The organism is Chryseobacterium sp. ISL-6 (assembly GCF_018613715.1).
GTDB lineage: Bacteria > Bacteroidota > Bacteroidia > Flavobacteriales > Weeksellaceae > Chryseobacterium > Chryseobacterium paludis.
Genome location: NZ_JAGGPT010000003.1, coordinates 207851 through 233246, shown reverse-complemented (window position 1 = coordinate 233246; position 25396 = coordinate 207851). Strand labels below are relative to the sequence as shown.

General features: G+C 34.2%; 23 protein-coding genes. 14 read left to right on the top strand and 9 right to left on the bottom strand.

Annotated elements, in window-relative coordinates; genetic code table 11:
- Positions 1-365 precede the first annotated feature (365 nt).
- From J7E44_RS07275 to J7E44_RS07245, 7 genes are all read left to right on the top strand, one after another.
- The gene (locus J7E44_RS07275) at positions 366-2075 is read left to right on the top strand and encodes a DEAD/DEAH box helicase (protein ID WP_214827192.1); all 1710 of its coding nucleotides are present in this window, start codon (positions 366-368) and stop codon (positions 2073-2075) included.
- Between the two features lie 150 nt (positions 2076-2225).
- Positions 2226-2864: a DUF47 domain-containing protein gene (locus J7E44_RS07270; protein WP_214827191.1), complete on the top strand. Its 639-nt coding sequence runs from the start codon at positions 2226-2228 to the stop codon at positions 2862-2864.
- Between the two features lie 15 nt (positions 2865-2879).
- Positions 2880-4022: an inorganic phosphate transporter gene (locus tag J7E44_RS07265; RefSeq protein ID WP_214827190.1), complete on the top strand. Its 1143-nt coding sequence runs from the start codon at positions 2880-2882 to the stop codon at positions 4020-4022.
- A 102-nt stretch (positions 4023-4124) separates the two neighbouring features.
- On the top strand, positions 4125-5096 hold the full coding sequence (locus tag J7E44_RS07260; RefSeq protein ID WP_214827189.1) for a polyprenyl synthetase family protein: 972 nt from the start codon (positions 4125-4127) through the stop codon (positions 5094-5096).
- A gap of 108 nt (positions 5097-5204) precedes the next feature.
- Complete coding sequence (locus J7E44_RS07255) at positions 5205-6155, top strand: GSCFA domain-containing protein (RefSeq protein ID WP_214827187.1); 951 nt, start codon at positions 5205-5207, stop codon at positions 6153-6155.
- 3 nt (positions 6156-6158) lie between these two features.
- Positions 6159-6689, top strand: a complete 531-nt coding sequence (locus tag J7E44_RS07250) for a DUF4269 domain-containing protein (RefSeq protein ID WP_251040514.1) — start codon at positions 6159-6161, stop codon at positions 6687-6689.
- A 3-nt stretch (positions 6690-6692) separates the two neighbouring features.
- Positions 6693-7454 (top strand): TatD family hydrolase, encoded by a 762-nt coding sequence (locus J7E44_RS07245; RefSeq protein WP_214827184.1) that lies wholly within the window; start codon positions 6693-6695, stop codon positions 7452-7454.
- Between the two features lie 55 nt (positions 7455-7509).
- On the opposite strand, the gene J7E44_RS07240 is transcribed toward J7E44_RS07245, so the two are convergent.
- The 5 genes from J7E44_RS07240 to J7E44_RS07220 all read right to left on the bottom strand — a co-directional run bounded on the left by J7E44_RS07240 (position 7510) and on the right by J7E44_RS07220 (position 11769).
- The gene (locus J7E44_RS07240; protein ID WP_214827182.1) at positions 7510-8772 is read right to left on the bottom strand and encodes a DEAD/DEAH box helicase; all 1263 of its coding nucleotides are present in this window, start codon (positions 8770-8772) and stop codon (positions 7510-7512) included.
- Positions 8773-8987: 215 nt separating this feature from the next.
- Positions 8988-9473 carry a porin family protein gene (locus tag J7E44_RS07235; RefSeq protein ID WP_214827180.1) on the bottom strand — a complete coding sequence of 162 codons (486 nt, stop codon included), beginning with the start codon at positions 9471-9473 and terminating at the stop codon, positions 8988-8990.
- 70 nt (positions 9474-9543) lie between these two features.
- Positions 9544-10527 (bottom strand): GTPase ObgE, encoded by a 984-nt coding sequence (gene obgE, locus J7E44_RS07230; protein WP_214827178.1) that lies wholly within the window; start codon positions 10525-10527, stop codon positions 9544-9546.
- A gap of 65 nt (positions 10528-10592) precedes the next feature.
- A complete protein-coding gene (locus J7E44_RS07225; RefSeq protein WP_214827176.1) occupies positions 10593-11171 on the bottom strand; it encodes an adenylate kinase in 579 nt (192 codons plus the stop codon).
- Positions 11172-11214: 43 nt separating this feature from the next.
- On the bottom strand, positions 11215-11769 hold the full coding sequence (locus J7E44_RS07220; RefSeq protein ID WP_034682317.1) for a phosphoribosyltransferase: 555 nt from the start codon (positions 11767-11769) through the stop codon (positions 11215-11217).
- Between the two features lie 194 nt (positions 11770-11963).
- On the opposite strand from J7E44_RS07220, the gene J7E44_RS07215 reads away from it, so the two are divergent.
- The gene (locus J7E44_RS07215; protein ID WP_214827174.1) at positions 11964-13553 is read left to right on the top strand and encodes an ABC-F family ATP-binding cassette domain-containing protein; all 1590 of its coding nucleotides are present in this window, start codon (positions 11964-11966) and stop codon (positions 13551-13553) included.
- A 227-nt stretch (positions 13554-13780) separates the two neighbouring features.
- On the opposite strand, the gene J7E44_RS07210 is transcribed toward J7E44_RS07215, so the two are convergent.
- Complete coding sequence (locus J7E44_RS07210; RefSeq protein ID WP_214827173.1) at positions 13781-14716, bottom strand: alpha/beta fold hydrolase; 936 nt, start codon at positions 14714-14716, stop codon at positions 13781-13783.
- A gap of 211 nt (positions 14717-14927) precedes the next feature.
- Between J7E44_RS07210 and J7E44_RS07205 the strand changes: the two genes are divergently transcribed.
- Positions 14928-16214, top strand: a complete 1287-nt coding sequence (locus tag J7E44_RS07205; RefSeq protein WP_214827172.1) for an adenylosuccinate synthase — start codon at positions 14928-14930, stop codon at positions 16212-16214.
- A gap of 249 nt (positions 16215-16463) precedes the next feature.
- On the opposite strand, the gene J7E44_RS07200 is transcribed toward J7E44_RS07205, so the two are convergent.
- The 3 genes from J7E44_RS07200 to J7E44_RS07190 form a co-directional block, all read right to left on the bottom strand.
- Complete coding sequence (locus J7E44_RS07200; RefSeq protein WP_214827170.1) at positions 16464-17291, bottom strand: N-acetylmuramidase domain-containing protein; 828 nt, start codon at positions 17289-17291, stop codon at positions 16464-16466.
- Positions 17292-17342: 51 nt separating this feature from the next.
- Positions 17343-19175 (bottom strand): hypothetical protein, encoded by a 1833-nt coding sequence (locus J7E44_RS07195; protein ID WP_214827168.1) that lies wholly within the window; start codon positions 19173-19175, stop codon positions 17343-17345.
- Positions 19176-19249: 74 nt separating this feature from the next.
- Positions 19250-20860, bottom strand: coding sequence for a hypothetical protein (locus tag J7E44_RS07190; RefSeq protein WP_214827166.1), 1611 nt, complete (start codon positions 20858-20860; stop codon positions 19250-19252).
- Between the two features lie 387 nt (positions 20861-21247).
- On the opposite strand from J7E44_RS07190, the gene J7E44_RS07185 reads away from it, so the two are divergent.
- The 5 genes from J7E44_RS07185 (at position 21248) to dapB (ending at position 25381) form a co-directional block, all read left to right on the top strand.
- Positions 21248-22081 carry an energy transducer TonB gene (locus tag J7E44_RS07185; protein WP_214827164.1) on the top strand — a complete coding sequence of 278 codons (834 nt, stop codon included), beginning with the start codon at positions 21248-21250 and terminating at the stop codon, positions 22079-22081.
- Between the two features lie 165 nt (positions 22082-22246).
- A complete protein-coding gene (locus J7E44_RS07180; RefSeq protein WP_214827162.1) occupies positions 22247-23020 on the top strand; it encodes a ParA family protein in 774 nt (257 codons plus the stop codon).
- 94 nt (positions 23021-23114) lie between these two features.
- On the top strand, positions 23115-24005 hold the full coding sequence (locus J7E44_RS07175) for a ParB/RepB/Spo0J family partition protein (RefSeq protein ID WP_214827159.1): 891 nt from the start codon (positions 23115-23117) through the stop codon (positions 24003-24005).
- Complete coding sequence (locus J7E44_RS07170; RefSeq protein ID WP_214827156.1) at positions 24006-24644, top strand: DUF5683 domain-containing protein; 639 nt, start codon at positions 24006-24008, stop codon at positions 24642-24644.
- Between the two features lie 35 nt (positions 24645-24679).
- Positions 24680-25381 carry a 4-hydroxy-tetrahydrodipicolinate reductase gene (gene dapB, locus J7E44_RS07165; RefSeq protein ID WP_214827153.1) on the top strand — a complete coding sequence of 234 codons (702 nt, stop codon included), beginning with the start codon at positions 24680-24682 and terminating at the stop codon, positions 25379-25381.
- Positions 25382-25396 lie beyond the last annotated feature (15 nt).

Sequence of the window (25396 nt, the reverse complement as noted above, 5' to 3'; positions counted from 1 at the left end):
AAGAATTAATGGAAGTGTTATTTTCTTTTGCGCAATTAATATGGTTTTCTAAGACTAATTTTTCTGGATAGATAGGTGTTTTGAGCAAAAAAATAATCATTTTGAAAGAGAATATCAAAAAGAAAAACTTTCGTTTCATGATTTTATTTTTGAAAATTCATTAATAGCAAAGAAATAATCAATCCAATTTAATAAAAAAAAATATTGTTTAATAGTTTTTTAACTTTTGGCTTGATTTATTGCGGTTAATTTTTTAAAAATTAACAAAACATTAAAGGATTCTGAAATTAAGATTCGTTATTTAATGCTTTATTCAAAAAAGTTAAAATATTTGTTGTATCTTTGCAAAAATTTTAAAATATTTAATGAATTTATTTACGGAGTCCAATTTAAGTCCTGACATCCTTAAGGCTATTGGCGAAATGGGTTATGAAAGCCCGACAGAAATCCAAAAACAGACTATCCCTTTTATTCTTTCAGATATACGCGACTTGATCGCACTTGCGCAGACTGGGACAGGCAAAACTGCAGCGTTTTCGCTTCCGATTTTGGATATGATTGACGATACGAGTCGCAAAATCCAGCTATTGGTGCTTTGTCCGACACGCGAATTATGTCTTCAGATTTCTAAAGACATAAAAAATTACTCTAAGTACATGCGAGACATCAAAACTACAGCAGTGTATGGTGGTAGCAGTATTATGGACCAGATCCGCTCTTTAAAGGAGAAGCCGCAGATTATTGTAGGTACTCCTGGTAGAGTAATTGACTTGATCAACAGAAAAGCTCTTGACTTTTCTGCTATTCACTGGTTGGTTTTAGACGAGGCTGATGAAATGCTTTCAATGGGTTTCAAAGACGAATTGGAAACAATTTTACGTGAAACTCCTGAAACAAAACAAACTTTCTTATTCTCGGCTACGATGAGTAAAGAAGTAGAAAGAATTTCTAAAAACTATCTTACAAATCCACATCGTATTTCGATAGGTTCTATTAACGAAGTTAAAAAGAACATTAAACATGAATACTATGTTGTAGGATACCGTAACAAAAAAGAAGCTCTTAAGAGATTAATTGACGCGAACCCTAATCAGTATTCCATTATTTTCTGTAGAACAAGAATGGAAACTCAGGAAGTTGCAGATTTCTTAATGCAGAATGGATTTGCGGCTGATGCCCTTCATGGTGATCTTTCTCAAGCGCAGAGAGATACGGTAATGAAGAAATTCAGATTGAAGAATATCGACATTTTAGTTGCAACTGATGTTGCAGCAAGAGGTTTAGATGTTGACTCTCTGACTCACGTTATTCATTATTCTTTACCTGATGATCCTGAAGTATTCGTTCACAGAAGTGGAAGAACAGGTAGAGCAGGAAAAGACGGGATCTCAATGTCTTTGATCAAGCCTGAAGAAAGCAGAAAGCTGAAACAAATAAAAGCAACAACGAAAATTGATATCGTTGAGAAAACAATTCCAACAGGACAGGATATTATCAAAGCTCAGGTTGGCGGAGTTTTCGAAAAGCTATTAACGGAGCATGAAGATTTATTTGAATTTGATGATAGCTTGATTCCGGATCTTAGTATGTTTACTAAAGAGGAATTAGTGCATCAGTTATTACAGTTCCAATTGAAGGATCTTGCATTATACTACAAAGACAAACATGATCTTGTTGAACAGAAGTTTAATAGTGGTAGAGATGATGACTTCTCTAGAAGAGACAGAGGTCGTGATAGAGACAGAGATAGAGATAGAGATAGAGGAAGAGATCGCGATAGCAGAAGTGGAGATAGAGGAAGAGATCGTGGTAAACCTAGAAAAAAAGATGAGAATATGGTAAGATTCTTCTTCAACCTAGGGAAAAAAGATCAGTTGAAAAAATTAGATGTTTTAGATATCATCAATAAAGCAACTGAAGGAAAAAGCAAAAAAAGAGTCGAAATTGGAGATATTGAAATTTTAGAGAAATTTTCATTCTTTGAAATAGAAAAATCATTTAAGGGAGATCTTTTGAGCAATATTTCTACCATGAAATTCAAAGGAAAAGATATGAGAGCTGAAGAAGCTAATTAAAACTCATTTCAGATAATAGAAACCGGCTAAAGCCGGTTTTTTTGTTTGATAATCAGTACTTAAACCAATGTTAACAAAACTTAACGTTAGATGCTTTTTGTTAAGGTCCTTTTTTAGGAAATTTGCAGACGAAATTATAAATACTTAAAAATGGGAATTGGAAATATTTTCCACGCTTTTCAGCCAAAAGATAAAATCTTCTTCGTACTTTTTGAAAAAGTAACTGAAAACCTGGTTGCAATGTCTGAGGAATTCAACAACGGAATCAAGGATTTTGACGTTAATGACGACTCTATGTTGAAGAAAATGAGCGACTATGAACATAAAAATGATGAACTTACTCACGAAATCTTCATAGAGCTTGGAAAAAACTTTATCACTCCTTTTGATCGTGAAGATATCCATACACTGGCAACAGGTTTAGATGATATCGCTGATTATATCTACGCTTCTACAAAATACATCTTCTTATACAAATCGCCTTTAATGAAGGCTTATGCAGATTTTTCTCTGTTAATTCATAAAGCATGTCTTGAAATTCAGAACGCCATGAAAAACCTGAAAGGGTTCAAAAATATGGATCAGGTAAAAGAAGCTTGTATTAAAGTAAACTCTATTGAAAATATTGCAGATGATCTGCTTTCCAATTCAATGGTAGAGTTGTTTGAAACTAATGATGCTATCAATATTATTAAAGTATCATCTGTACTTAATTATCTTGAAATAGTAACTGATAAAGCAGAAGATGTTGCCAATACTATTGAGAACATCATGATTAAATACGCATAAACAATATAACAAAAAATGGAATTTCCGATTTTACTTACGGTTATTATTGCTTTAGCTTTAATCTTCGATTATATTAATGGTTTTCATGATGCGGCCAATTCAATTGCTACAATTGTTTCTACGAAAGTTTTAACTCCATTTCAGGCGGTACTTTGGGCAGCACTTTGGAATTTTGCAGCATTCTTTTTAGCAGCCTATGTAATAGGTGAATTTAGAATAGGAAATACCATTGCCAAAACTGTTAATGAAAATTTTATTACCCTTGAGGTTATATTTTCAGGTCTTGTTGCGGCAATTGCCTGGAATCTTTTAACTTGGTGGTTTGGTATTCCATCATCTTCATCTCATACTTTAATTGGCGGGTTTTTAGGAGCAGCTTTGATGCATGCTTTTATGTTGGATTATCACGATGTGGTAGCAACACAACCTAGCCTAGGAACATTTGAAACATTAAAACAGGCTTTTCATCAATTAACTACACAAAGTGTGGTGAAATTTGATAAAGTAATTCCTATTTTCCTGTTTATTTTCATGGCACCAATTATAGGGATGGTAATCTCAATTATTATTACATTAATTATTGTTCATTTATATAAAAGATCAAACCCATACAAAGCAGACAAATCTTTTAAAAGATTACAGCTTGTTTCTTCAGCACTTTTTAGTGTTGGACACGGTTTGAATGATGCACAAAAAGTAATGGGAATTATTGGAGCGGCCTTGATTTATTATCATGTGGAAATGTTACATGATCCTGTTTATCTAAACATACCATCTGCTGGACGTTTTGATTATTTTGCTCAGCATTATCTTTGGGTTCCTTTGGTATCCTTCCTGGCTATTGGTCTGGGAACTATGAGCGGTGGTTGGAAGATCATCAAAACAATGGGAACTAAAATTACTAAAGTAACCCCATTAGAAGGTGTAAGTGCTGAAACAGCAGGAGCTATTACTTTATTTATTACAGACCAGTTGAGTATTCCTGTTTCTACAACGCATACAATTACAGGTTCTATTATCGGTGTTGGACTAACGAAAAGAATCTCTGCCGTAAGATGGGGAATTACTGTAAGCTTACTTTGGGCTTGGGTATTAACAATTCCTATTTCAGCTATTGTAGCAGGAATTACCTACCTTTTGGTTGCTTTTCTTTCTTAAATAGAATTTTAAATAATAATATTAAACTTTGTCCAAATGGGCAAAGTTTTTTGTTTTATAAAGACTTGAAAAATTGTATTTTTGTTGAAATTATAGGATTTTATGGAATTTTTAGACACCTACCAACAGCTTGTTGCTGATGCCATTACCAAATACACTTTTAAAGATAAGCCTACGGAATTATACGATCCGATGAACTACATCATCTCCCATGGTGGAAAGCGTTTACGTCCTATTATGGTTTTAATGGCTTGTGATTTGTTCGGAGGTGATCTTAAGCAGGCGATTAAGCCCGCATTAGCGATCGAGTTTTTCCATAATTTTACTTTGATCCATGATGATATTATGGATGAAGCTCCATTGCGAAGAAATAAACCTACCATTCATACTTTACACGGAATTAATGTGGGAATTCTTTCCGGAGATGGACTGATGTTAAAAGCATACAAGTTCTTTGAAGATCTGGAGCCGGAAATTTTTAAAGCTTGTATCAGAATATTTACGCATACCGGACTTTTGCTATGTGAAGGTCAGCAATATGATATCAACTTTGAGACTCAGGAAGATGTGACTTTTGATGATTATATCAGAATGATTACTTATAAAACAGGTGTTTTAAGTGCCTCTTCTTTTGAGATAGGAGCTCTGATTGCCAAGGCTAATTTTAAAGATGCAAAATCTATTTTCAATTTTGGGAAACATATCGGAATTGCATTCCAGATCATGGATGATTATTTAGATGTATTTGGAGATCAGGCACAGTTTGGGAAAAAACATGCTGGTGATATTTATGAAAACAAAAAAACGGTTCTTTATTTAATGGCGAGAGAACATGCCACTGATGAAGAAAGAAGAGAACTTGATCATTGGTATTCTAAAAAGACCGATAATATTGATAAGGTTTATGGAGTGGAGAAAATTTTCAGAAGAACCAAAGTTGATGAAAAGGCATTGCGTTTAATTCAAAAACATAATGAGATAGGTCAGAGCTATCTTCAGAAGATTAATATTCCGGAAGAAAAGAAAAAACCTTTTATAGAGCTAGCGAATTATTTGTTGAGAAGAGAAAGTTAGAACAGATAATAGATTATTGATAGAAGGTGGCAAAAAATTCAAGAATATATTACCTATTTCCTGCTACAAATTATCTAAAACCTTATTGCTGCTACCTTATACCCATATATGAAATTCAGAACTGAAGTTAACATCAATGAGTCAGAGAATAAGATCGAAGTTGAAGATAAAATATTTTCAATAGGTTCTTGTTTTGCTTCAGAGATGTCAGATCTGCTTCAGCAAGGACAGATTCAGACAGCTAATAATCCGTTTGGGACTGTTTTTAACCCGTTTTCTATTAACAATGCCATACAAAGGCTTCATGACTCAGACTTTTATATTGAGGAGGATTTAATCACCTTTAACGAAGAATATATTTCTCTTGATCACCATAGCAGTTTTGATACACGGTATATTCATCAGACACTGGATAAAATTAATAGCAAAATAGAAGAAGGAAATCTTTTTCTACAAGATGCGAATTGGGTTATTATAACCTATGGAACCTCATTTATCTATGAATTTCAGCCAAAGAAAAAGCTTGTAGCCAACTGTCATAAGATACCACAGAAATTCTTTGAGAAAAGATTGCTGACCCACCAGGAAATTACAGATTCAATTTATAATACGATTCTAAGTCTCAAAGATATCTGTAAAGAAAATGTACAGATCCTGTTTACGGTATCTCCTGTTCGGCATACCAAAGATGGAATGGTGGAAAACCAACTTAGCAAATCAAAATTGATCACCGCTGTTCATGAAGCTATTTCGGTGATTGAAAATTGCCATTATCTGCCAATTTATGAGATTGTGATGGATGATTTACGGGATTATCGTTTCTATAAAGAGGATATGATCCATCCTAATGCTCAGGCTATCCAGTATATTTTTGACAGGTTTGGATCTGCTTATTTCTCAGAGAATACTAAAGAATTTATTAAAGAGAATTTTAAAATTAATAAAGCTTTACAACATAAAACAGAAGATGAGAAAGATCCTAAATATCTTGATTTTAAAGAGAAATTAAAACAAAAGATCGACAATCAACAAAAGAAAGTAAAACATAAAATATTCTAGCTGATGATGATAGACTTTACAAAAATAGATTATTTGGAAAGTGGGAATCAGAAACAGCAAAGAGCTTATGAAGTTCTTACGAAATATAAAGTTTTTGAAAAGCTTAAAAATTATTCTCCGATTTTAGCGGGAACAGTTCCAATTGAAATTGATGTTGAGGGCAGTGATTTAGATATTATCTGTGAGGTAGATCTTAGATTTGAAGAAGATTTTTTGAACGAAATAATGTTTAGCAGGCTAATTCCTTTGGAAGTAGATGTTAAGGTTGAAAAAGTAACTGTAAATGGAGAAAAAAGTATTGTTTTAAACTTTATGCTTGATGAATTTCCCATAGAGATTTTTGGACAAAATAAGCCGACAATAAAACAAAATGCTTACAGACATATGATTGCTGAATACAACATACTACGTGAGAAAGGAGAAACATTTAAACAGCAGATAATAGAATTAAAAAAGAAAGGGATCAAGACAGAACCAGCTTTTGGTTTACTGATGAATCTGGAAAACCCTTATGAAGATCTATTAAAATTTTAGAAAATGATTGATACACATACACACTTATACGCTGAAGAATTTGATGAAGATAGAAAAGAGGCAATCCAAAGAGCTTTTGATAAAGGGATAACTGAATTTTATCTTCCAGCCATCGATTCTGAATCTCATGAAAAGATGCTCCATTTGGAAAGCGAATATCCCGGCCAGATCTTTTCAATGATGGGTTTGCATCCTTGTTATGTAAAACCAGAATCTTGGGAAAATGAATTGAAGATCGTAAAAAATTATCTTGATCAAAGACATTTTCCTGCTATCGGAGAAATCGGAATAGATTTATATTGGGATAAAACGACTTTAGATATTCAGATTAAGACTTTCGAACAACAGATCGATTGGGCTATTGAAATGGATTTACCAATCGTAATTCATACAAGAGAAAGCTTTGATGAAACTTTTGAAGTTCTGGAAAGAAAAAGACATCCGAAACTTCGGGGGATCTTTCATTGCTTTTCCGGTAATCTAGAGCAGGCAAAACGTGCGATAGACCTCAATTTTATTTTAGGGATCGGTGGAGTAGTAACCTTTAAAAATGGAAAGATTGATCAATTTTTGCATGAGATCCCATTGGATAAAATCGTTTTAGAAACAGATTCTCCGTATTTAGCTCCCGTTCCTCATCGGGGAAAAAGAAATGAAAGTTCATATCTTGATCTTGTGGTTGGTAAATTGGTTAATATCTATAACAAAGACTTCCCTGAAATAAGTAGAATTACAACGGAGAATGCAAAAAAAATGTTTAAATAGCTGACCTGTTTTATAGTAAAAAAAATCCTTCTCAGTACTGAGAAGGATTTTTTTATTATTTTTTTCTAAAGAAACTCTTATTCTTTGGCTTTTTCGTGCCGGCATCTTTTCTTTGAGCAGGTTTTGGTCTTCCGGAACCAGCATTGCCATTCATTGGCTTGTTATTGGAATCCCTTTTTTGTGCTACCAGATTCTCTGTATGAAACGGATGATCTTTAATCACCGGGATCTTTATTCCGATTAATTTTTCGGTATCTCTTAAGTTCAACAAATCTAAACCATCTACGAAAGAGATTGAAGTTCCCTCAGCACCTGCTCTTCCCGTTCTTCCGATTCTATGAACATAGGTTTCGGCAACATCAGAAAGTTCGTAGTTGATAACATATTTTAATTCGTCTATATCAATTCCTCTTGCTGCAATATCTGTAGCAACTAAAACTCTGGTTTTTCCGGATTTAAAATTGCTCAAAGCATTTTGACGTGCATTTTGAGATTTATTTCCGTGGATAGCCTCTGCAGAGATATTACTTTTCTGAAGAGTTCTGGCAATTTTATCCGCACCATGTTTTGTTCTTGAGAAAACCAAAACAGATTCGGAGATATGGTCATTTAAGATATGTGTAAGTAATCCTAATTTATCGTCTTTCTGAACAAAATAAACAGATTGTTTAATGGTCTCTGCTGTTGAAGAAACTGGCGTTACTTCAACTTGTACCGGATTATTCAGGATAGAACTTGCCAATTTCTGTATTTCAGGTGGCATTGTAGCAGAGAAAAATAAAGTTTGTCTTCTTTGAGGTAAAAGCTTTATAATTCTTTTTACATCATGTACGAAACCCATATCCAGCATTCTGTCAGCTTCGTCAAGAACGAAGATCTCAAGATTTTTAAGACTGATAATTCCCTGAGCAATAAAGTCAAGTAATCTTCCGGGTGTTGCAACCAGGATATCAACTCCTTTTCTTAATGCAGCTTCTTGTGAACCTTGTTTAACCCCTCCGAAAATTACTAATTTTCTTAAAGGAAGATTTCTTCCATAAGCGCTAAAACTTTCTTCGATCTGTATTGCCAATTCTCTCGTAGGTGTTAGAATTAGGGCTTTGATCTGATTGCTTTTTGGACGTTCTGAAAGATTTTGTAAAATAGGAATAGCAAAAGCTGCTGTTTTACCTGTTCCTGTTTGTGCTGTTCCTAGCAGATCTTTTTTCTCTAAAATAGAAGGAATAGCTTTTTGTTGTATAGGAGTTGGTTTTTCATAACCTTCCTGTTGAAGCGCATCTAAAATGGGCTTGATAATTTTTAAGTCTGTAAATAACAAAATATATTGCGTATTAAAAATAATGCGGTCGAAGTAGTATACTTCATCATTTTTAGCGAATCTGCTAAAAAGATTAACAGAATTTTTAAGTAAAATTAATTACTGAAAGGGCTGAGAATGCCGCGAAATATAATGCAAAGGTAGGTAAAATAATTTAAGTACATTATTTTACCTATTATTGCTGATTTATCCTGAGATTTATTTAAAACGATAACCTACACCGTCTGTAGAAAACCTGCTTTAACGGGAAGTCCGTTAGCTGTATTTATTTTGGTAAAATTGAAATTATATTGGGCATCTACAAAGAATTTTTTATTGAACTTGTATTCCGCACCTAAAAAGGGGTAAAGGTTCAGTGTTTTAATTCCTTCATAATCGTACAGATCTGTACCCAGGAATGTTGTTTTTACTTTTGAAGACAAATTAAATGCGATGTTCATTCCAACAGATGCAGAAAACTGGGGAATGATACTGTATTTTATGGAAACAGGAACCTGAATTTGAGAAAATCGAAGGTTATAACGAGTGTTTTCAAAATTAATTACTCGGCTATCAGGAATGTGAACGGCCTCTTTACTCATTTTTCCTCCAATCTGGGTATAAAGTAACTCCCCTTGCAAAGCAACTTTTGGAGATAAAGGATATTCTACAAGTCCTCCTGCATAGAAGAAAGATTTTGGGTCTAAATTTCTCTTTAGCAAATGATAGATATAATAATAGAGTACACAAAATGCACTCTATTAATAATTTTTTATAAAGACTTAAATAGTTTTATCCATGCAATTTCTTCCAGATCGCATCCTTCAATTCCATAAGATTCTCTCCGGTTACCCCAGAGAAAAATATGGGTTGTCTGTTTTCTGGAAATTCGGCGGAGATCTCTTTTTTAAGTTCATCATCAAGTAGATCTGATTTTGAAACGGAAACAATGAAATCTTTATCCAGCAATTCAGGATTATATTCTTTCAGTTCATTTTCCAGAATTTTAAACTCTTGGAAATGATCCTCAGAGTCAGCCGGAATAATGAATAATAAGATTGAATTTCTTTCAATATGTCTTAAAAATCGATGACCAAGACCTTTTCCTTCAGCAGCACCTTCAATAATTCCCGGAATATCAGCCATTACAAAAGATTTGTAATTTCTGTAATCAACGATCCCTAAGTTAGGAGTTAAAGTAGTAAATGCATAATTTGCAATTTTAGGTTTCGCTGCAGAAACAGAAGCCAAAAGAGTAGACTTTCCAGCGTTAGGGAAACCTACAAGACCCACATCGGCTAAAATCTTAAGTTCAAAAACAACAAAGCCTTCCTGACCATCCATTCCCGGTTGTGCAAATCTTGGAGTCTGGTTGGTAGAAGATTTAAAGAATTCATTTCCCATACCTCCTTTTCCTCCTTCCATCAGAATGATTTCCTGTCCGTCTTCTAAAATTTCACCAATGATCTCACCTTCTTCATTCTTGGCAATGGTTCCAATAGGAACCTCAATATAAACATCAGCTCCATAACCTCCTGTAAGCTGGTTTTTTCCTCCGTTTTCACCACGTTCTGCTTTTACATGACGGGTATAACGAAGTGGAAGTAAAGTCCATTCCTGAGCATTCCCTTTCATGATAACATGACCGCCTCGACCTCCGTCTCCACCATCAGGTCCACCTTTAGGAATGTATTTTTCACGACGAAGATGGGCAGAACCTGCACCACCATGGCCGCTTTTACAATGAATCTTTACGTAATCTACAAAATTAGACATATATTATTTGTTACGAGTTGCGAGTTACGGGATAGGAAACTCTCATCCCGTCCCCCGAATCCCGATTATTTTATTTTTTCTACTTCAGCGAACAACTTTTCAGAAATTTCGTTGATTTCGCCAACTCCATTTACCTCTACATATTTACCTTGTTGCTTGTACAATTCAGCTACTTCAGCTGTTTTCGTATAGTATTCTTTAATTCTGTTTTGGATGATCTCTTCATTACTGTCGTCGGTTCTACCACTTGTTTCTCCTCTTTTCAGTAATCTCTCAACCAAAATTGTATCTTCTACGATCAATGAAAGACAAACATCGATGTCATCATTCAGCTCTTCTTTAACGATTTTTTCCAAAGCCTCTGTTTGTACAGCAGTTCTTGGGTATCCATCGAAAATAAATCCTGCCGCATCTGTCGGTTTTCTTAATTCGTCTATCAGCATATCAATTGTTACCTGATCTGGAACCAATTCTCCCTTATCGATGTAAGATTTAGCTAATTTTCCTAATTCAGTGTCATTTTTCATATTGAATCTGAAAAGATCACCTGTTGAGATTTGCTTTAGATTAAATTTTTCGATGAGATTTTGAGCTTGTGTTCCTTTTCCACTTCCTGGAGGCCCGAACAGAACAATGTTTATCATTTTTATTTAATTAGATATTTAAATTTAAATTTCAGATTTGAAATTAATGGTTGATTTTTCCCTCTTCTAATTGATACAAATTCGAAAGATTTCTTCCCAATTCATCGTAATCTAATCCATAACCAAGAACAAATTTGTTTGGAATTTCTTTTCCAATATAATCCAGCTTGAAATCTTTTTTATAAACCTCAGGTTTTAATAAGAAAGACGCCAGTTTTACAGATTTTGGACGTTGTGTTTCTTTGAAATATTTGAAAAGACTTTCAACTGTGTTTCCTGTATCTACGATGTCTTCTACAAGAATGATGTGACGGTCTTTAACGTCTTTCGTTAATTCCATTTTCTGATAAACGATTCCTGTAGATTCTGTTCCTGCATAAGAACTCATTTGAATAAAAGCAATCTCACAGTTTCCCGGGTAATGCTTTAAAAGGTCTGAGAAGAACATGATAACTCCGTTCAAAACCCCTATGAAGACAGGAACTTCATCTTTGTAATCTTCATAAATTTTTAGCGCTGTTGCTTTTACTATTTCCTGAATTTCGGCGTCCTTTAAATAAGGAACAAAAGTTTTGTCGTGAACTTTAATGCTTTCCATAAAAATTTTTAGTAGTTGGCAAAGTTACGGATTTTTGATTTTTGATTAAAATGTTTTTCTGTTTAATCCACTATTTGCATTATATTTGCATACACAAAACCTAAAAACAGGCTCATGTAGGATATAATTTCTTTCATATTTGATCAGTAATAATCACAGGATTATTGATGTTTAACTTTAATTAGAAAGAAATCATGATTTTTCTACAAAATATATCCTATAGGTTTCCTAACAGAGACCTGCTCTTTAGTCATATCAATTTAACGGTACCATCACACTCAAAATCGGCATTAGCCGGAAGCAACGGCATGGGGAAATCTACCCTGCTTAAACTCATTGCAAACGAAATTCAACCTTTGGATGGAGCGGTAAATATCCAGGGTGATCTATATTATGTTCCACAAATGTTTGGGAATTTTAATGATCTTACAATCGCTGAATGCTTAAAAATAGACAAAAAGCTAGATGCTTTAGAGAAAATCAGCGGCGGAGATGTTGATGAAATTTACTTTGAAATTTTAAATGATGATTGGGACATTGAAGAACGGTGTCAACATATATTAGAATACTGGAAACTGAACAATCTGGATTTAAATCAAAAGCTGAATGGCTTAAGTGGTGGACAAAAAACCAAAGTCTTTCTGGCAGGAATGCAAATTAATGAACCGGATATTGTATTATTAGACGAACCTACCAATCATTTAGATCGGGAAGGAAGAAATTTATTGTATGATTATATCGATAAAACAAGTTCAACACTTGTTATTGTAAGCCATGACAGAGCTTTATTAAATCTTGTTGATACCATCTATGAATTGAGTAATAAGGGTATTTCCACATACGGCGGAAACTTTGATTTTTACACTGAACAAAAAGAAATTGAAGAAGAAGCATTGAACAATGACATTCATTCAAAAGAACGGGCTTTAAAAAAGGCAAAAGAAAAAGAACGCGAAACATTGGAAAGGAAGCAGAAATTGGATGCCAGAGGAAAGAAAAAACAGGAGAAATCCGGTGTTGCAAGAATTATGATGAATACACTTCGTAATAATGCTGAAAAAAATACTTCCAGATTAAAGAATATCCATGCTGAAAAGATCAATGATATTTCTGGTGATCTACGGGGATTGCGTTCTTCTATAAAAAATGCAGAACAGATGAAAGTTAATTTTGATGATCCTAATCTGCATTCCGGAAAAATTCTTATTAATGCAGTGGATGTTAATTTTAAATACAACGAAAATTTCCTGTGGCCGGAAGATCTTAATCTCGAGATCAGAAGCGGGGATCGTATTTCTTTCAAAGGTTCTAACGGTTCGGGAAAAACAACATTGATAAAACTTTTGCTTGGAAATGTTGAACCTACTATTGGAACTGTAAACAGAACAGATTTTAATACGATCTATATTGATCAGGAATACTCTTTGATTGATAAAGAAGCAACAATTTATGAATTTGCTCAGAAGTTTAATGATAATGGATTACAGGAGTCTGAGGTTAAAACCATATTGTCGAGGTTTTTATTTGGTAAAGAAACCTGGGATAAGAAAGGAGAAGTATTGAGTGGGGGAGAGCGTTTAAGACTTTTGCTGTGCGGATTGTCTATCAGTAATAAAGCACCGGATGTTATTGTTCTGGACGAACCGACGAATAATTTAGATCTTCAAAATGTAGAGATCCTTACCAATTCCATCAAAGACTATCAAGGAACATTGTTGGTGATTTCTCATGATGAGTTTTTTCTGGAGGAGATTGGTGTAGAAAATGAGATTGTGTTGGATTAATTAAATATTGGTTAAACGCAAAGACGCAATTTTTTTTAGATAGATTTGTTTTTAAGGCGCAAGGATTTTATCTGCAATAATTTTACCTATACGTTAATCCTGTCATTCCGTAGGAATCTAAATCATCATTCTAAACATGAGCTGCTTAGATTCTTACAGAATGACAAATGCAAAAAGTTTTATTAACTTAACTTGTGTGGCTGAGGCTCTCGAAGCCACACGAGTTATTATAAATGCTTTCTAATCCACTTATAAATATTACTCAATACCTCCTCTCTAATTTCTTCATTCATAATTTCATGGCGCATCTTAGGATAGATTTTATAGTCTACATGAGTAAATCCATCGTGTTTAAGATTATCTACAGTCTGCATAACTCCTTTACTGAAATTTCCAATAGGATCATCCTGCCCACTGACGAATAGAAAAGGTAAAGATTTAGAAATGTTATCTGCCCAGTTTCTTTTTGTTGCTTTTTTATACATTTTAAATAAAGTATAAAAAGCATTGTTAGTGAAAGGGATTCCGGAAAGCTCATCCTTCGTAAAAGAATCTCTATTAGCTTGGTTCAAACTCAGCCAACTTGTATCGCTGAAGTTTTTATCCTTTTTAAAATGACTGTTATTAACAAAATTAAAAAGCGAATTAAAAAATGTTTTTTGACGTGGAGCTATTGTATTGGCCAGTGAGAAATAAGTGTTCAATAATCCAAGGCCTGCTAAAGAACCTCCTGTTCCTACAATAATGGCTCCGGTAAACTGATTCCCTATTTTTTGAAGAAGGCAACGAGTAACAAACGAACCCATCGAATGGCCAAGGATAAAATGAGGAACCTCGGGATATTGGCTGATCAAATGATTGCTCATCATTTCTGCGTCATCAATCAGTTTTCTGTCTGGTTGATCCAATTGGAAAAATCCAATATCTTTTTTATCATTTACTGACTTTCCGTGTCCCAGGTGATCATAAGTTAATACAGCTAATCCTTGACTTGCAAAATATTCAGCTATTTCAGAGTATCTTCCACTATGCTCCTGCATTCCATGAATGATCTGTAAAGTTGCTTTTACCTGATTCGTCTCAGGAATAAACGTATTGTAAAAAAGTTGAGGCCGGTTGTTCGTATTTTTAGATAAATATCCTGATTGGTGTAATGTTCTCATAGGCTACCTTGATTATTTCAGAGTATACTCAAATATACATAATAAATAAAAGAAACTGATCTCACATACTTTTGAGAACTTGGAATTTTACAACTTAAAATCCATCTTAATTCCATGATTTTAAACAAGAATGAAAATAAATTTTCCCCATAATTTGCCCACCATTTTTTTTAAAAGTAATTTTGCATGAATCTAAAAACAAAAGTAAAATATGTCAACTTACGTAGTTGTAGGTCTTCAGTACGGAGATGAGGGTAAAGGGAAAATCACGGATGTTTTATCTGCTAAATCGGATTATGTAGTACGTTTCCAAGGGGGAGACAACGCTGGTCATACGGTTTATGTGGGTGAAGAAAAATTTGTTTTACACCTTCTTCCTTCTGGAGTTCTTCAGTGCAAAGGCAAGTGTATTATTGCAAACGGGGTAGTAGTAAATCCTAAATCTTTCATCAGAGAGGTTGGTCAGATCGAAAGCAAAGGCTTAAGAACAGATCATATCTTTATCAGCAGAAGAGCGCATGTGATCATGCCTTACCACATTCTTTTGGATACTTACCGTGAAGAAGAACATGGAGGAACTCAAATTGGAACGACTAAAAAAGGAATCGGCCCTTGTTATGAAGATAAAATTGCAAGAGTTGGGATCAGAATGATCGACCTTTTGAATCCTGAGATCTTAAGAGAAAAAATTGAGAAAAACCTGAAAATTAAAAATTCTCTTTTTGAAAAATACTACGGAAAACCGACTTTAGACGTAGAAGAAATTTACAACGAGTTTTTAGAGATTGGAAAGCAACTTCAAGACCGAATTGTAGATACAGAAGTTGAATTGAACGAAGCGATCAGAGATGGTAAAAACGTTTTGTTTGAAGGAGCTCAGGCTTTAATGTTGGATATTGATTTCGGAACGTATCCTTATGTTACTTCATCTTCTCCATCTACAGGAGGAGTTTGTACAGGAGCTGGTGTTCCTCCAACTTCACTTCAAAATTTAATTGGTGTTGCTAAAGCATATTGTACAAGAGTAGGAAACGGACCTTTCCCTTCTGAATTAGATAATGAGTTAGGAGAAAAGATCAGACAGATCGGAGGTGAATTCGGAGCGACTACAGGTAGGCCAAGAAGAACCGGTTGGCTAGACCTTGTTTCTTTAAAGCATGCTTGTATGATCAATGGTATTAATAACTTAGTGATTACTAAACTTGACGTTCTTACAGGAATTGAAAACCTGAAAATCGTAACTCATTATAAAACTGAAGATGGAAAAATAATTGATTACTTCACTTCATCAACAGAGAAATTATACAACTATGAGCCGATCTACCAGGATTTACCAGGGTGGAATGAAGATCTTACAAAAGTAAGAAGCTATGATGAACTTCCTGATACAGCTCAGAAGTATATTGAGTTTATCGAAAAGTATTTAGGAATTAATGTTTATTTAGTTTCTGTAGGTCCTGAAAGAAGTCAGAACATTATCAGAAAAGAATTGTTCTAACATAGAATAACTTTAAATATATAAAAAGAGACTGTCAATCTGATAGTCTCTTTTTTGTATTGTCTAATGCTTTCGTCCTTGTCATTGCGAGGAGCGAAACGACGAAGCAATCTATAAATAATTATGAAAAAAAACTCCCACAGATTTCACGGATCACAAGAAAAAATCTGCATCATCTGCTCAATTGCAGGAGCTTAAAGCATAGCGCAAAGAGAACTTTTTAAATCATTGCACTACGTATCTAATTATTTAATTACTCGAATATTTCGCATACGCCTTAGCTAGCTTTTCATCATATTTATTTTGCTTATAGCCTCCACCATTATATCCTTTTGCAAAATTAGCCCAGCTTTTATTTCTTAAATGAACCAAAAGTCCATTTTTTTCTAAGAATTTTCCAAATGCTTTCAAATGTTCTCCTTCATTGATCTCCATTTTGGAAACGAAATCATTCACATCAACATAATCCAGGTTTTTTGCATGGAATCCCATGATCTGAAAACTTCCCCAGGATGCTGAAGAAAGAGCCGCTTCTTTAAATTTAGCATCATTTCCTAATCCAATGGCTTCATTTAATCTGTCGTACTCTTTGACGCCTCCCTGGTAATAGATTTTAGTCCATTTTGGATAAAGAACATCTTTGCTTGAAGAGTTATAATAAGAATTGGGATCTATCCCTCTTTTTCGGAGCTCATTCCAGAAGATATGACCTTCGAACAGTATTTTAGGTTTATTATTAATTAAAAATCCTTTTCCGCTGCTTTCGATCTCATTGACTGCTTTTACGGCGGCCAGCTCAAGCCCATATTGATTGGCGAAATTAATAAGATCACTTTCCTTTAAAAACTTATCTGTTGAATTGATCGGTGCAGAATTTTTAGCAAGCAAAACGGTCCATGTTTTAACGCCGACAATTCCGTCAACGACTAATGAATTTTTACTTTGAAAATCTTTAACGGCCGCATCCACTTCAAGAGTAAATGAATCCGAAATTTTGACGTTGTATCCTTGTTTATAAAGAAGTTCACAAAGTGTGAGAACTTCTGGTGCTTTGGTATTATATTTTAAAAGTTTCATGGTTGGTTGTTTTTATATAGAGTTAAAAGATTATTGAGTAGATCTCAAAAATCAGTTCATTGGTATTTTAGGCATTCTTTCACAGATCATTCCGATCAGAAAGAAAGACTTGAATTTAACTTCTTCTCTTTGAAGCCTGTATTCCAGATTCAATGGATTATCATTTACAACACTAAAGTTTTGGTTAATAACTGCATAGTCATCTATTCTTAATTCAATGCTGTATTCGCCAATTGGGATGATCTGATTGATCATTCCTATTTCGTTGGTTTCTATTTCATAAATTCTGCTATTGTTTGTCCCTTTAATAGAGATAGAGCATTTATAAATAGGATCATTGTTTATTTTATCGAAAATCCTGAATTGTACATTCGCTCCTGTTGAGGGAATCGGAATAGGATATTTTATCGGAACAAAGATTCCCGTATTTCTGATTGGAATCACAGGTTTTATGGGTTGGACTGGAGTTATCGGTTGCGGTGTGGTAACTGTAGTAACCGGCCTTAAGTTTCTGACACTATTGAGAATGTTCATATTCACCTTGTTGTTAAAGGCAAGATTAGGGTTTACTTTTATCGTTTCAGCAGCCGGTTCGGCTATTGGTTTTGCTGTGAATTCTGTAGCTGATATTTTGGCATTTTCAACATTGACTGTTTTCCGGGTTAAATTGTTTAATTGATCAGATTTTATAGTTCTAACATTTGTTATTGCTTTCAGAAATTTCTGATTATTGTTTTTATTCACAAAAAGCTGCTGTTTCATGATCAGTGGGCCAAAATAGATCAATTGATTCGGGTTATTAACTGCATCATTAGTGATAGAAGGGTCTAAGACTATTTTTAGATTTTTAATTAAAATCATCGTTTTAGGAAAAGCGGGTAGTTTGAAGTCATTGGAGATCGTCTGGCCATCTGATATTTTTTTTGGTTCATTCCATTCAAAAAGATCAGACATCATAAAGTTTTTATTAAACCAGCTTCTTTTTAGATGAACAAATGAATAATCCAGCTCCACGGCTTGAATTACACTTTCATCATAATCTATTGATAGAATTTCTGACGGAATATTTTCGTTTGTGTTCTTTGCCTCAGTATATAAACTGTCAAGTTCAGATTTCTCGATTCTCATACTGTTCCATCCGGATTCGTTTTCCATGAAATCATAAGGGATAAAATTAATATCATGAATCGAAGCATTGCTGATCACATCCGTTTTTTCTGCCGCTTCAAAAGTGTTTTTAGCACTTTGAGCCATAGCTAAATATAAATCGGCATCCGAAGCTTTATTAATTCTTGCCAGCTCTTGTTCAATAATATCCTTATTGCCTTTTATTTTCCAGTCAGAAAAAGCCAGTTCTTTCATTGTGTTTAAATTAACTAACTGATCATTCCAATTGCTCTTTTCTTCATCAGTATCCAGACTGTCAAATAATTCTAGATGAGCTGTAATTTTATCAACGGCCTGCTCATGGGTCGTTCTGTATTTTTTATAAGCTTTGAATTCCTTAGTATCACTCTTTTTAGCATCAAAAAGTATAGTGCTTTGGATGGCAATTACCTTATCCAGATTTTCCTCAAGATTCTTTAAATTATTTTTATCCAGAATATCACGATAGATATCAAACAGAGAATTATTGGGATTCAGATCCCAGAATTGAGAAGAAATAGGAACCGAATTCAGTTCATAAGCCATATTTTGCTTTTTAATAATCGAAAGAGCTTTTTTCTGATCATCATTAAACAAACTTTGGGGCTTTAGAAGTTCCAGCTCTTCATTCTCATAAACCCTGAGAGAAGGACAAATCATAGGTAGGTCATTCTCCATGGAGCTTTGAGACAGGTAAGTGTTTTTAAGCTTTTGATAGACGGCAATAAAATATTTCATGGCATTAGTTTTTATTGATTTTTAAATAACCGACAGAAAAAAATTCTGCCGGCTATTCTTTATTGAGAAGGATATTATGATTTTCCGTCAGTCCATTTCTTGATCTCAGGATTTGGATTTGGAGATTTTGGAACAACATGACATTTGTAACCAATGATGTAGATTCCATCAGATGTTAACTTCTTACCGTTCCATTTAGCATTAGACTGTACATCCTGGTTGTCATAGCTATAAGTACCTCCGAAAACAAAAGGTCCGATACCTACGGCTGCTCCTGAGGTTACAGAATTTTTAACATCAGTGAATGCAGTGCTGTTGTTTGCGAAATCCAGACATACATCTTTTGCAATGATCAATTCTGTGATCATTGAAGGCATTAATCCTTTACCTTTTCCATCACTGATTACATCACCACTTAAAGTTTGTGGAGATTGTTCATGTAACTTCCAATATTTAGACTCTATGAAATTCTGGTTAAGCCATCCTCTTTCGACTCTTACTTTTCCAAGTTTGAAAGAGACTTTCATATTTGTATAATCAGTATTGATTTTAGTCTTTTCATGTTTTCCCCCACCTTTTGCTCCTATTGAGAAAATTCCTAAACTAAATCCTGCAGCAGCTCCCCAGTTGTGAACTGATTTTGAGTAGTCGTAGTTAGATTCACCCTCAACAATAGTTACTGTTGGCCACCCTTTAGATTCTTTTAATGCATTAGCTGCAACCGGAATAGAAGGTGAATAATTGGTGTAATCCAAAACTCTTGTTCTCTGGCTGTTTCTAAACTCAGATTCCATTCTTTTTTTGATTACGAGCATGTTTTTTTGCTCTACCTCACTTAGATAATTTTGGATTTTTTCTACCGCTTCCTTATATCCCAAAGACTGCCACGCTTTAAGTGAAGCATCTTCACGTTTTTTCATGTTTTTACCATCAATAGAAAGTTTAGCCATAGCTTCTGCATCTCCATTGTCTGCGGCCGTTCTTATTTCGTTGTTCGCATCCACAATATCATAATACTTCATTTGATATTCTACATATTTAGAATAGGTGGGAGAAACGAAAGTGTGGAAGATCTCCGGCTTATTCATATCGTCGATAGGTGAATTCGGATCGAAATCTGTATTTTTTACTTTTTTGATTTTGAAAAGCTTATCCCTTAAAGTGTTTAGTTTCTTCTCTACTTTTTCATCAAATTCTGTGTCTACTACTACAGACCATTGTAAAAGATCCTCGTATACTTTAGAAACTCTCTTTTGAGAATCATTCATAATACTCATAATAGACATTGATCTTCCATTTCCTGTACTTGTAAGAGGAGGTAATTGTGAAGGAATAACATCCACCATTGCAGCGAACTGTTCCATTTGAAGATACTTTCTGAATTTACTGTTTGATAAAGCATTTTGGTACGCTTCCATGTCGATTTTTGGATTTCCATTGGCGTCAAGAATTGGATTTCCTTTTCCATCAAGCATTGGTTTGGGAGAAGGAGCATCTCCGAATAGCCCGTTAAGAGCATAATCAAAAGTATCTTCAGAAAGAGTAATCCCTACCGGGTCAAATGCAATGAAGTCATTTGGTCCCAGAGAGTCTGGATCTCCACCATTAGTTACGGTGTCATACACTTGTTTTAAAAGCATGCTCATTAATGAGTTCGATTTTGCTTCTTGAGTTAAAGTTGGCATAATTATAAGTTTTTGTTTTTTTATTGCTTACTCTTTTCGGTTTTCAGCATCCCCGGTTTTGTATGGTACAAATGTATTTCGGGTTCAAATGGAAAGTCTCAGTATTTTTCCTGTTTATTGGTGTGGTTTTTACTGTTTTTTAATTTTTATTAAATTTTTTGAATTAAAATATGATTATTGTTGAATAATATAAATCGTATATTCTTTGTTTTTAGTGTATTATTATCTTATACATAATTAATTTTGTTAATTGTCATAAAGAATTTTAAAATATTAATGTTTTAACAAAAATTTGGCAAATGTTTTGATATTATAAACGTACTTATCGATAAGTGCTATAAAAACTAATAATCACATTTTTATTAACCGTTTTAAATATTTAAAGTGATGAAACACCTACACACTAATCAAGAATTTCGCTTCAATGAAGTTCTTTTCGAGCATCGTAATAAGGAATATGGTGCTTATGTTTTAAGAAATGAATCAGACAGAATTCTAACAAAAGCACTATTCGTAGGTGTAAGTTTGTTGGCTGCTATTTCAATTACACCATTAGCTATTTCAGCGTTTAAAACTGCTGAACCAAAAGTTCCGGTTGCGCCCGTATATCATCCAATGGATATTCCTGAGGACCCACCAGTGAAAGACCCACCAGCACAAATTAAACCAGAACCAATTCGAGCTGAGAAAGTTAAAACTTATGATGAAAGATTACCAGAGCCAAAAGCAATTGTAACCAATGAGAAAAAGGAAGTAGTAGACAAAGAAAATGCCGTAGCAAGTACTCAAACTTCACCAGGTAAAGAAGTTGAGAATACAAAATACATCCCGGTTGTTCCTCAAAATATTGGAACTGGAAATGTACCTTATGTAAAGACCGAACCTCCCGTTGAAAAAACTGATCCTAAAAAGATTGAGACAGAACTTAGCATTGAAGCTAATTTCGTTGGCGGAATAGATTCATTCAGAAATAAAGTTATGAATAACTTTGACGGTTCCGGGTTTGATACAGAAGGGGTAGTAAAAACGACTATTACTTTTATCGTAGAGATTGATGGAACAATCTCAGGTATCAAAGCTAATGGTGTAAATGCAGATTTCAATAGTGAGGCTATGAGAACCATAAAATCGATCAGAGGAAAATGGGTTCCAGGAAAAAATAAAAAAGGCGAAGCCGTAAGAAGTTATTTCAAATTTCCAATATCTATGAAGTTTGAATAATCGATATTAAACAAATCTTGACAGTTATCCACAAAATACTATTTTTTGTGGATAATTTTTTTTATGCTTAAAGCTCTTATTAACAATATTTTAACTCATTTTTAGTTTTCATCATCGATTAAGAGCAAAGAAAAATGTGTATTTTTGAGGCTTAAAGTTCTAATAATGGGAAAAATCATAGGTATCGCTAATCAAAAAGGGGGAGTTGGAAAAACGACAACAGCTGTAAATCTTGCGGCAGCATTAGGGGTATTGGAAAAGAAAATATTAATCATCGATGCTGATCCTCAGGCTAATGCCACTTCAGGATTAGGGGTTGAAGATGTTCAGTATTCTACATACAATCTCTTAGAACACAGTGTCGAAACCATTAATTGTATCAAGAAAACAGCAACGCCAAATCTTGATATCGTTCCGTCTCATATAGACTTAGTAGCTGCGGAAATTGAACTGGTAGACAAGGAAGACCGTGAGTATATGCTTAAAAAAGCTTTACAAAGTGTAAAGAATGATTATGATTATATTATCATCGACTGTGCACCAAGTTTAGGTTTGATCACTGTAAATGCATTAACTGCAGCAGACTCTGTTATCATCCCGATCCAGTGTGAATATTTCGCTTTGGAAGGTTTAGGGAAGCTTTTAAATACGATTAAAAATGTTCAGAAGATCCACAACAAAGATCTTGATATTGAAGGTTTACTTCTAACGATGTATGATAGCAGATTAAGGTTGTCTAATCAGGTGGTTGAAGAAGTAAATGCACATTTCCCTGAGATGGTTTTTGAAACGATCATCAGCAGAAACGTTAGATTAAGTGAAGCGCCAAGTTTCGGAGAAAGTATCTTGAATTATGATGCTGAAAGTAAAGGGGCAATTCAATATATTCAGTTGGCAGAAGAGGTTCTGTTGAAAAATGAAAATTTAGTAAAGAATTAAAATTTAAATAAATAATAGATAGCACTTAAATGTAATAATTGATTTATCATTTATCATTTATCATTTATGTTATCATCATTTATCAATTATATCTATGAAGGACAAAAAAAGAGCTATGGGACGTGGTTTGGGAGCTATTTTAAGTGCTGAATCCAAAGCAACTGTTAATTCTGCTACTGATGAAGGGGCAGATAAGTTTGTTGGAAATATCGTAGAAGTAGCGATTGAAGATATTTATCCCAACCCAACTCAGCCAAGAACTTATTTTGACGAAAAAGCATTAAATGAATTAGCGCAGTCTATTAAAAACCTGGGTGTAATCCAACCCATTACCTTAAGGAAAGAAGGCGAAAGATTTGAAATTATATCTGGGGAAAGACGTTTTAGAGCAAGTAAAATTGCTGGCTTAACTTCTATTCCTGCCTATATCCGTTTGGTAAACGATCAGGAGCTTTTAGAAATGGCTCTTGTTGAGAACATTCAGAGAGAAGATCTCGATTCTATTGAGATCGCACTTACCTATCAGAGGCTTTTAGATGAAATAGGAATGACTCAGGAAAACCTTAGCCAAAGAGTAGGAAAAGATAGAAGTACCATTACCAACTCTATCAGATTATTGAGATTAAGTCCGGATATTCAGAATGCTATTCGTAGTGGTGAAATCTCTGCAGGACATGGTAGAGCAATTATCAGCATGGAAAATGATGAGCTGCAGCAAATTTTATTTGATCTTATTATTAAAGAACAGCTGAATGTTCGTCAGGCTGAACAGGCTGCTACTGCACTGAAAAATCCAAAATCACCGGCTGCCAAAAAAGTAAAAGCTGAACTTTCAAATAATTATAAAAGAGCTCAAAAGACAATCTCCGATATATTAGAAGTAAAAGTAGAGATTAAAACAATCGGAAACGGTAAAAAAGGTAAAATTGTTCTCGACTTTAAGAATGAAGATGAGTTGGAATATATTCTGTCTCACATTAAATAAATGAAGAAATTATTGTTCACTTTTTTCTTGTGTCTATCTGCTCTGGCTTATTCACAAGTAAATCCTAATGATACAATTCGGGTAGAACACCATCCGAAGGACAGTATCTCTGCCGCAAAGCCACCAAAATCAGAGTCGAAAGTGATTGCCGACCTTGAAAGTGCAAATGGTCCTACGGCAAAAACACTAAAATTAAATCCTACAAAAGCAGGTTTATATTCTGCGGTCTTTCCAGGTTTAGGACAGTACTACAACAAAAAGTATTGGAAAATTCCTATTGTTTGGGGTGCTGTGGGAACTGGAGTAGGTATTGCCATGTGGAACGACAAGCAATACAAAAAATACAGAGAATATTACATAGCCAAATTAAACGGAACTCCTAATGAATTTATTGATAGCCGACCATGGTTGGATAAAGTAGCATTAGCGAACGTGCAGGATAGAGCAAAAAGACAAAGAGATTATGCAATAGCAATTACAGGATTGATCTATATTTTAAGTATTGTAGATGCTGTAGTTGATGCACATCTTTATGAAAGTCGCCATGACCCTGATTTAACTTTTAAACCAACTGTTATTCAGGATCAGTACAGTATACAACCTCCCAAAACAGGGTTGAGTTTAAGTTATAGGTTCTAATAAATAATTAAGGTTATATAAATAATAAAAGTCACATGAGAATAGCATTAGTTGGATATGGAAAAATGGGTAAGATCATTGATGAGATTGCTACGAAGAGAGGACATGAAGTGGTTGCTCGTCTGAAAGAAACTCCAACTGCTGAAAATCTTAATAATCCTGATGTAGTGATTGAGTTTTCGTTACCTGAAGTAGCGTTTAACAACATACAAGCATGTCTTGAAAATAATATTCCTGTTATTTGCGGGACCACAGGATGGCTGGATAAAAAAGAAGAAGTAGAAAAAATTGCAGTAGAAAATCAAACTGCATTTTTATATGGCTCCAACTTTAGTTTAGGGGTCAATTTATTTTTTGCTTTAAATGAAAAGTTGGCCGATCTAATGAAGAATGTTAATGAATACTCCTGTCAATTAGAAGAAATTCACCACATTCACAAATTAGATGCTCCAAGCGGAACAGCTATTTCCTTAGCTGAGGGTATTTTTAAAAACAATCCTAAATTTGATGCATGGAAATTGGAAGAAACTCAAGGAAATCAATTGGGGATTTTTGCTATTCGTGAAGATGAAGTTCCGGGAACGCATAGCGTATTCTACAGAAGTGAGGTGGATGAAATTGAAATCAAACACACTGCATTCAATAGAAATGGTTTTGCATTAGGCGCAGTAGTTGCTGCAGAATGGATTAAGGACAAGAAAGGAAATTTCACAATGAAAGATGTTTTGGGGCTCTAATCTGTAACAAATACC

Bases quoted from the DNA above. Each gene is read 5' to 3' on its own strand.
- J7E44_RS07275 (WP_214827192.1), top strand. From the start codon at position 366: ATGAATTTATTTACGGAGTCCAATTTAAGTCCTGACATCCTTAAGGCT.
- J7E44_RS07270 (WP_214827191.1), top strand. From the start codon at position 2,226: ATGGGAATTGGAAATATTTTCCACGCTTTTCAGCCAAAAGATAAAATC.
- J7E44_RS07265 (WP_214827190.1), top strand. From the start codon at position 2,880: ATGGAATTTCCGATTTTACTTACGGTTATTATTGCTTTAGCTTTAATC.
- J7E44_RS07260 (WP_214827189.1), top strand. From the start codon at position 4,125: ATGGAATTTTTAGACACCTACCAACAGCTTGTTGCTGATGCCATTACC.
- J7E44_RS07255 (WP_214827187.1), top strand. From the start codon at position 5,205: ATGAAATTCAGAACTGAAGTTAACATCAATGAGTCAGAGAATAAGATC.
- J7E44_RS07250 (WP_251040514.1), top strand. From the start codon at position 6,159: ATGATGATAGACTTTACAAAAATAGATTATTTGGAAAGTGGGAATCAG.
- J7E44_RS07245 (WP_214827184.1), top strand. From the start codon at position 6,693: ATGATTGATACACATACACACTTATACGCTGAAGAATTTGATGAAGAT.
- obgE (WP_214827178.1), bottom strand. From the start codon at position 10,527: ATGTCTAATTTTGTAGATTACGTAAAGATTCATTGTAAAAGCGGCCAT.
- J7E44_RS07225 (WP_214827176.1), bottom strand. From the start codon at position 11,171: ATGATAAACATTGTTCTGTTCGGGCCTCCAGGAAGTGGAAAAGGAACA.
- J7E44_RS07220 (WP_034682317.1), bottom strand. From the start codon at position 11,769: ATGGAAAGCATTAAAGTTCACGACAAAACTTTTGTTCCTTATTTAAAG.
- J7E44_RS07215 (WP_214827174.1), top strand. From the start codon at position 11,964: ATGATTTTTCTACAAAATATATCCTATAGGTTTCCTAACAGAGACCTG.
- J7E44_RS07210 (WP_214827173.1), bottom strand. From the start codon at position 14,716: ATGAGAACATTACACCAATCAGGATATTTATCTAAAAATACGAACAAC.
- J7E44_RS07205 (WP_214827172.1), top strand. From the start codon at position 14,928: ATGTCAACTTACGTAGTTGTAGGTCTTCAGTACGGAGATGAGGGTAAA.
- J7E44_RS07200 (WP_214827170.1), bottom strand. From the start codon at position 17,291: ATGAAACTTTTAAAATATAATACCAAAGCACCAGAAGTTCTCACACTT.
- J7E44_RS07195 (WP_214827168.1), bottom strand. From the start codon at position 19,175: ATGAAATATTTTATTGCCGTCTATCAAAAGCTTAAAAACACTTACCTG.
- J7E44_RS07190 (WP_214827166.1), bottom strand. From the start codon at position 20,860: ATGCCAACTTTAACTCAAGAAGCAAAATCGAACTCATTAATGAGCATG.
- J7E44_RS07185 (WP_214827164.1), top strand. From the start codon at position 21,248: ATGAAACACCTACACACTAATCAAGAATTTCGCTTCAATGAAGTTCTT.
- J7E44_RS07180 (WP_214827162.1), top strand. From the start codon at position 22,247: ATGGGAAAAATCATAGGTATCGCTAATCAAAAAGGGGGAGTTGGAAAA.
- J7E44_RS07175 (WP_214827159.1), top strand. From the start codon at position 23,115: ATGAAGGACAAAAAAAGAGCTATGGGACGTGGTTTGGGAGCTATTTTA.
- J7E44_RS07170 (WP_214827156.1), top strand. From the start codon at position 24,006: ATGAAGAAATTATTGTTCACTTTTTTCTTGTGTCTATCTGCTCTGGCT.
- dapB (WP_214827153.1), top strand. From the start codon at position 24,680: ATGAGAATAGCATTAGTTGGATATGGAAAAATGGGTAAGATCATTGAT.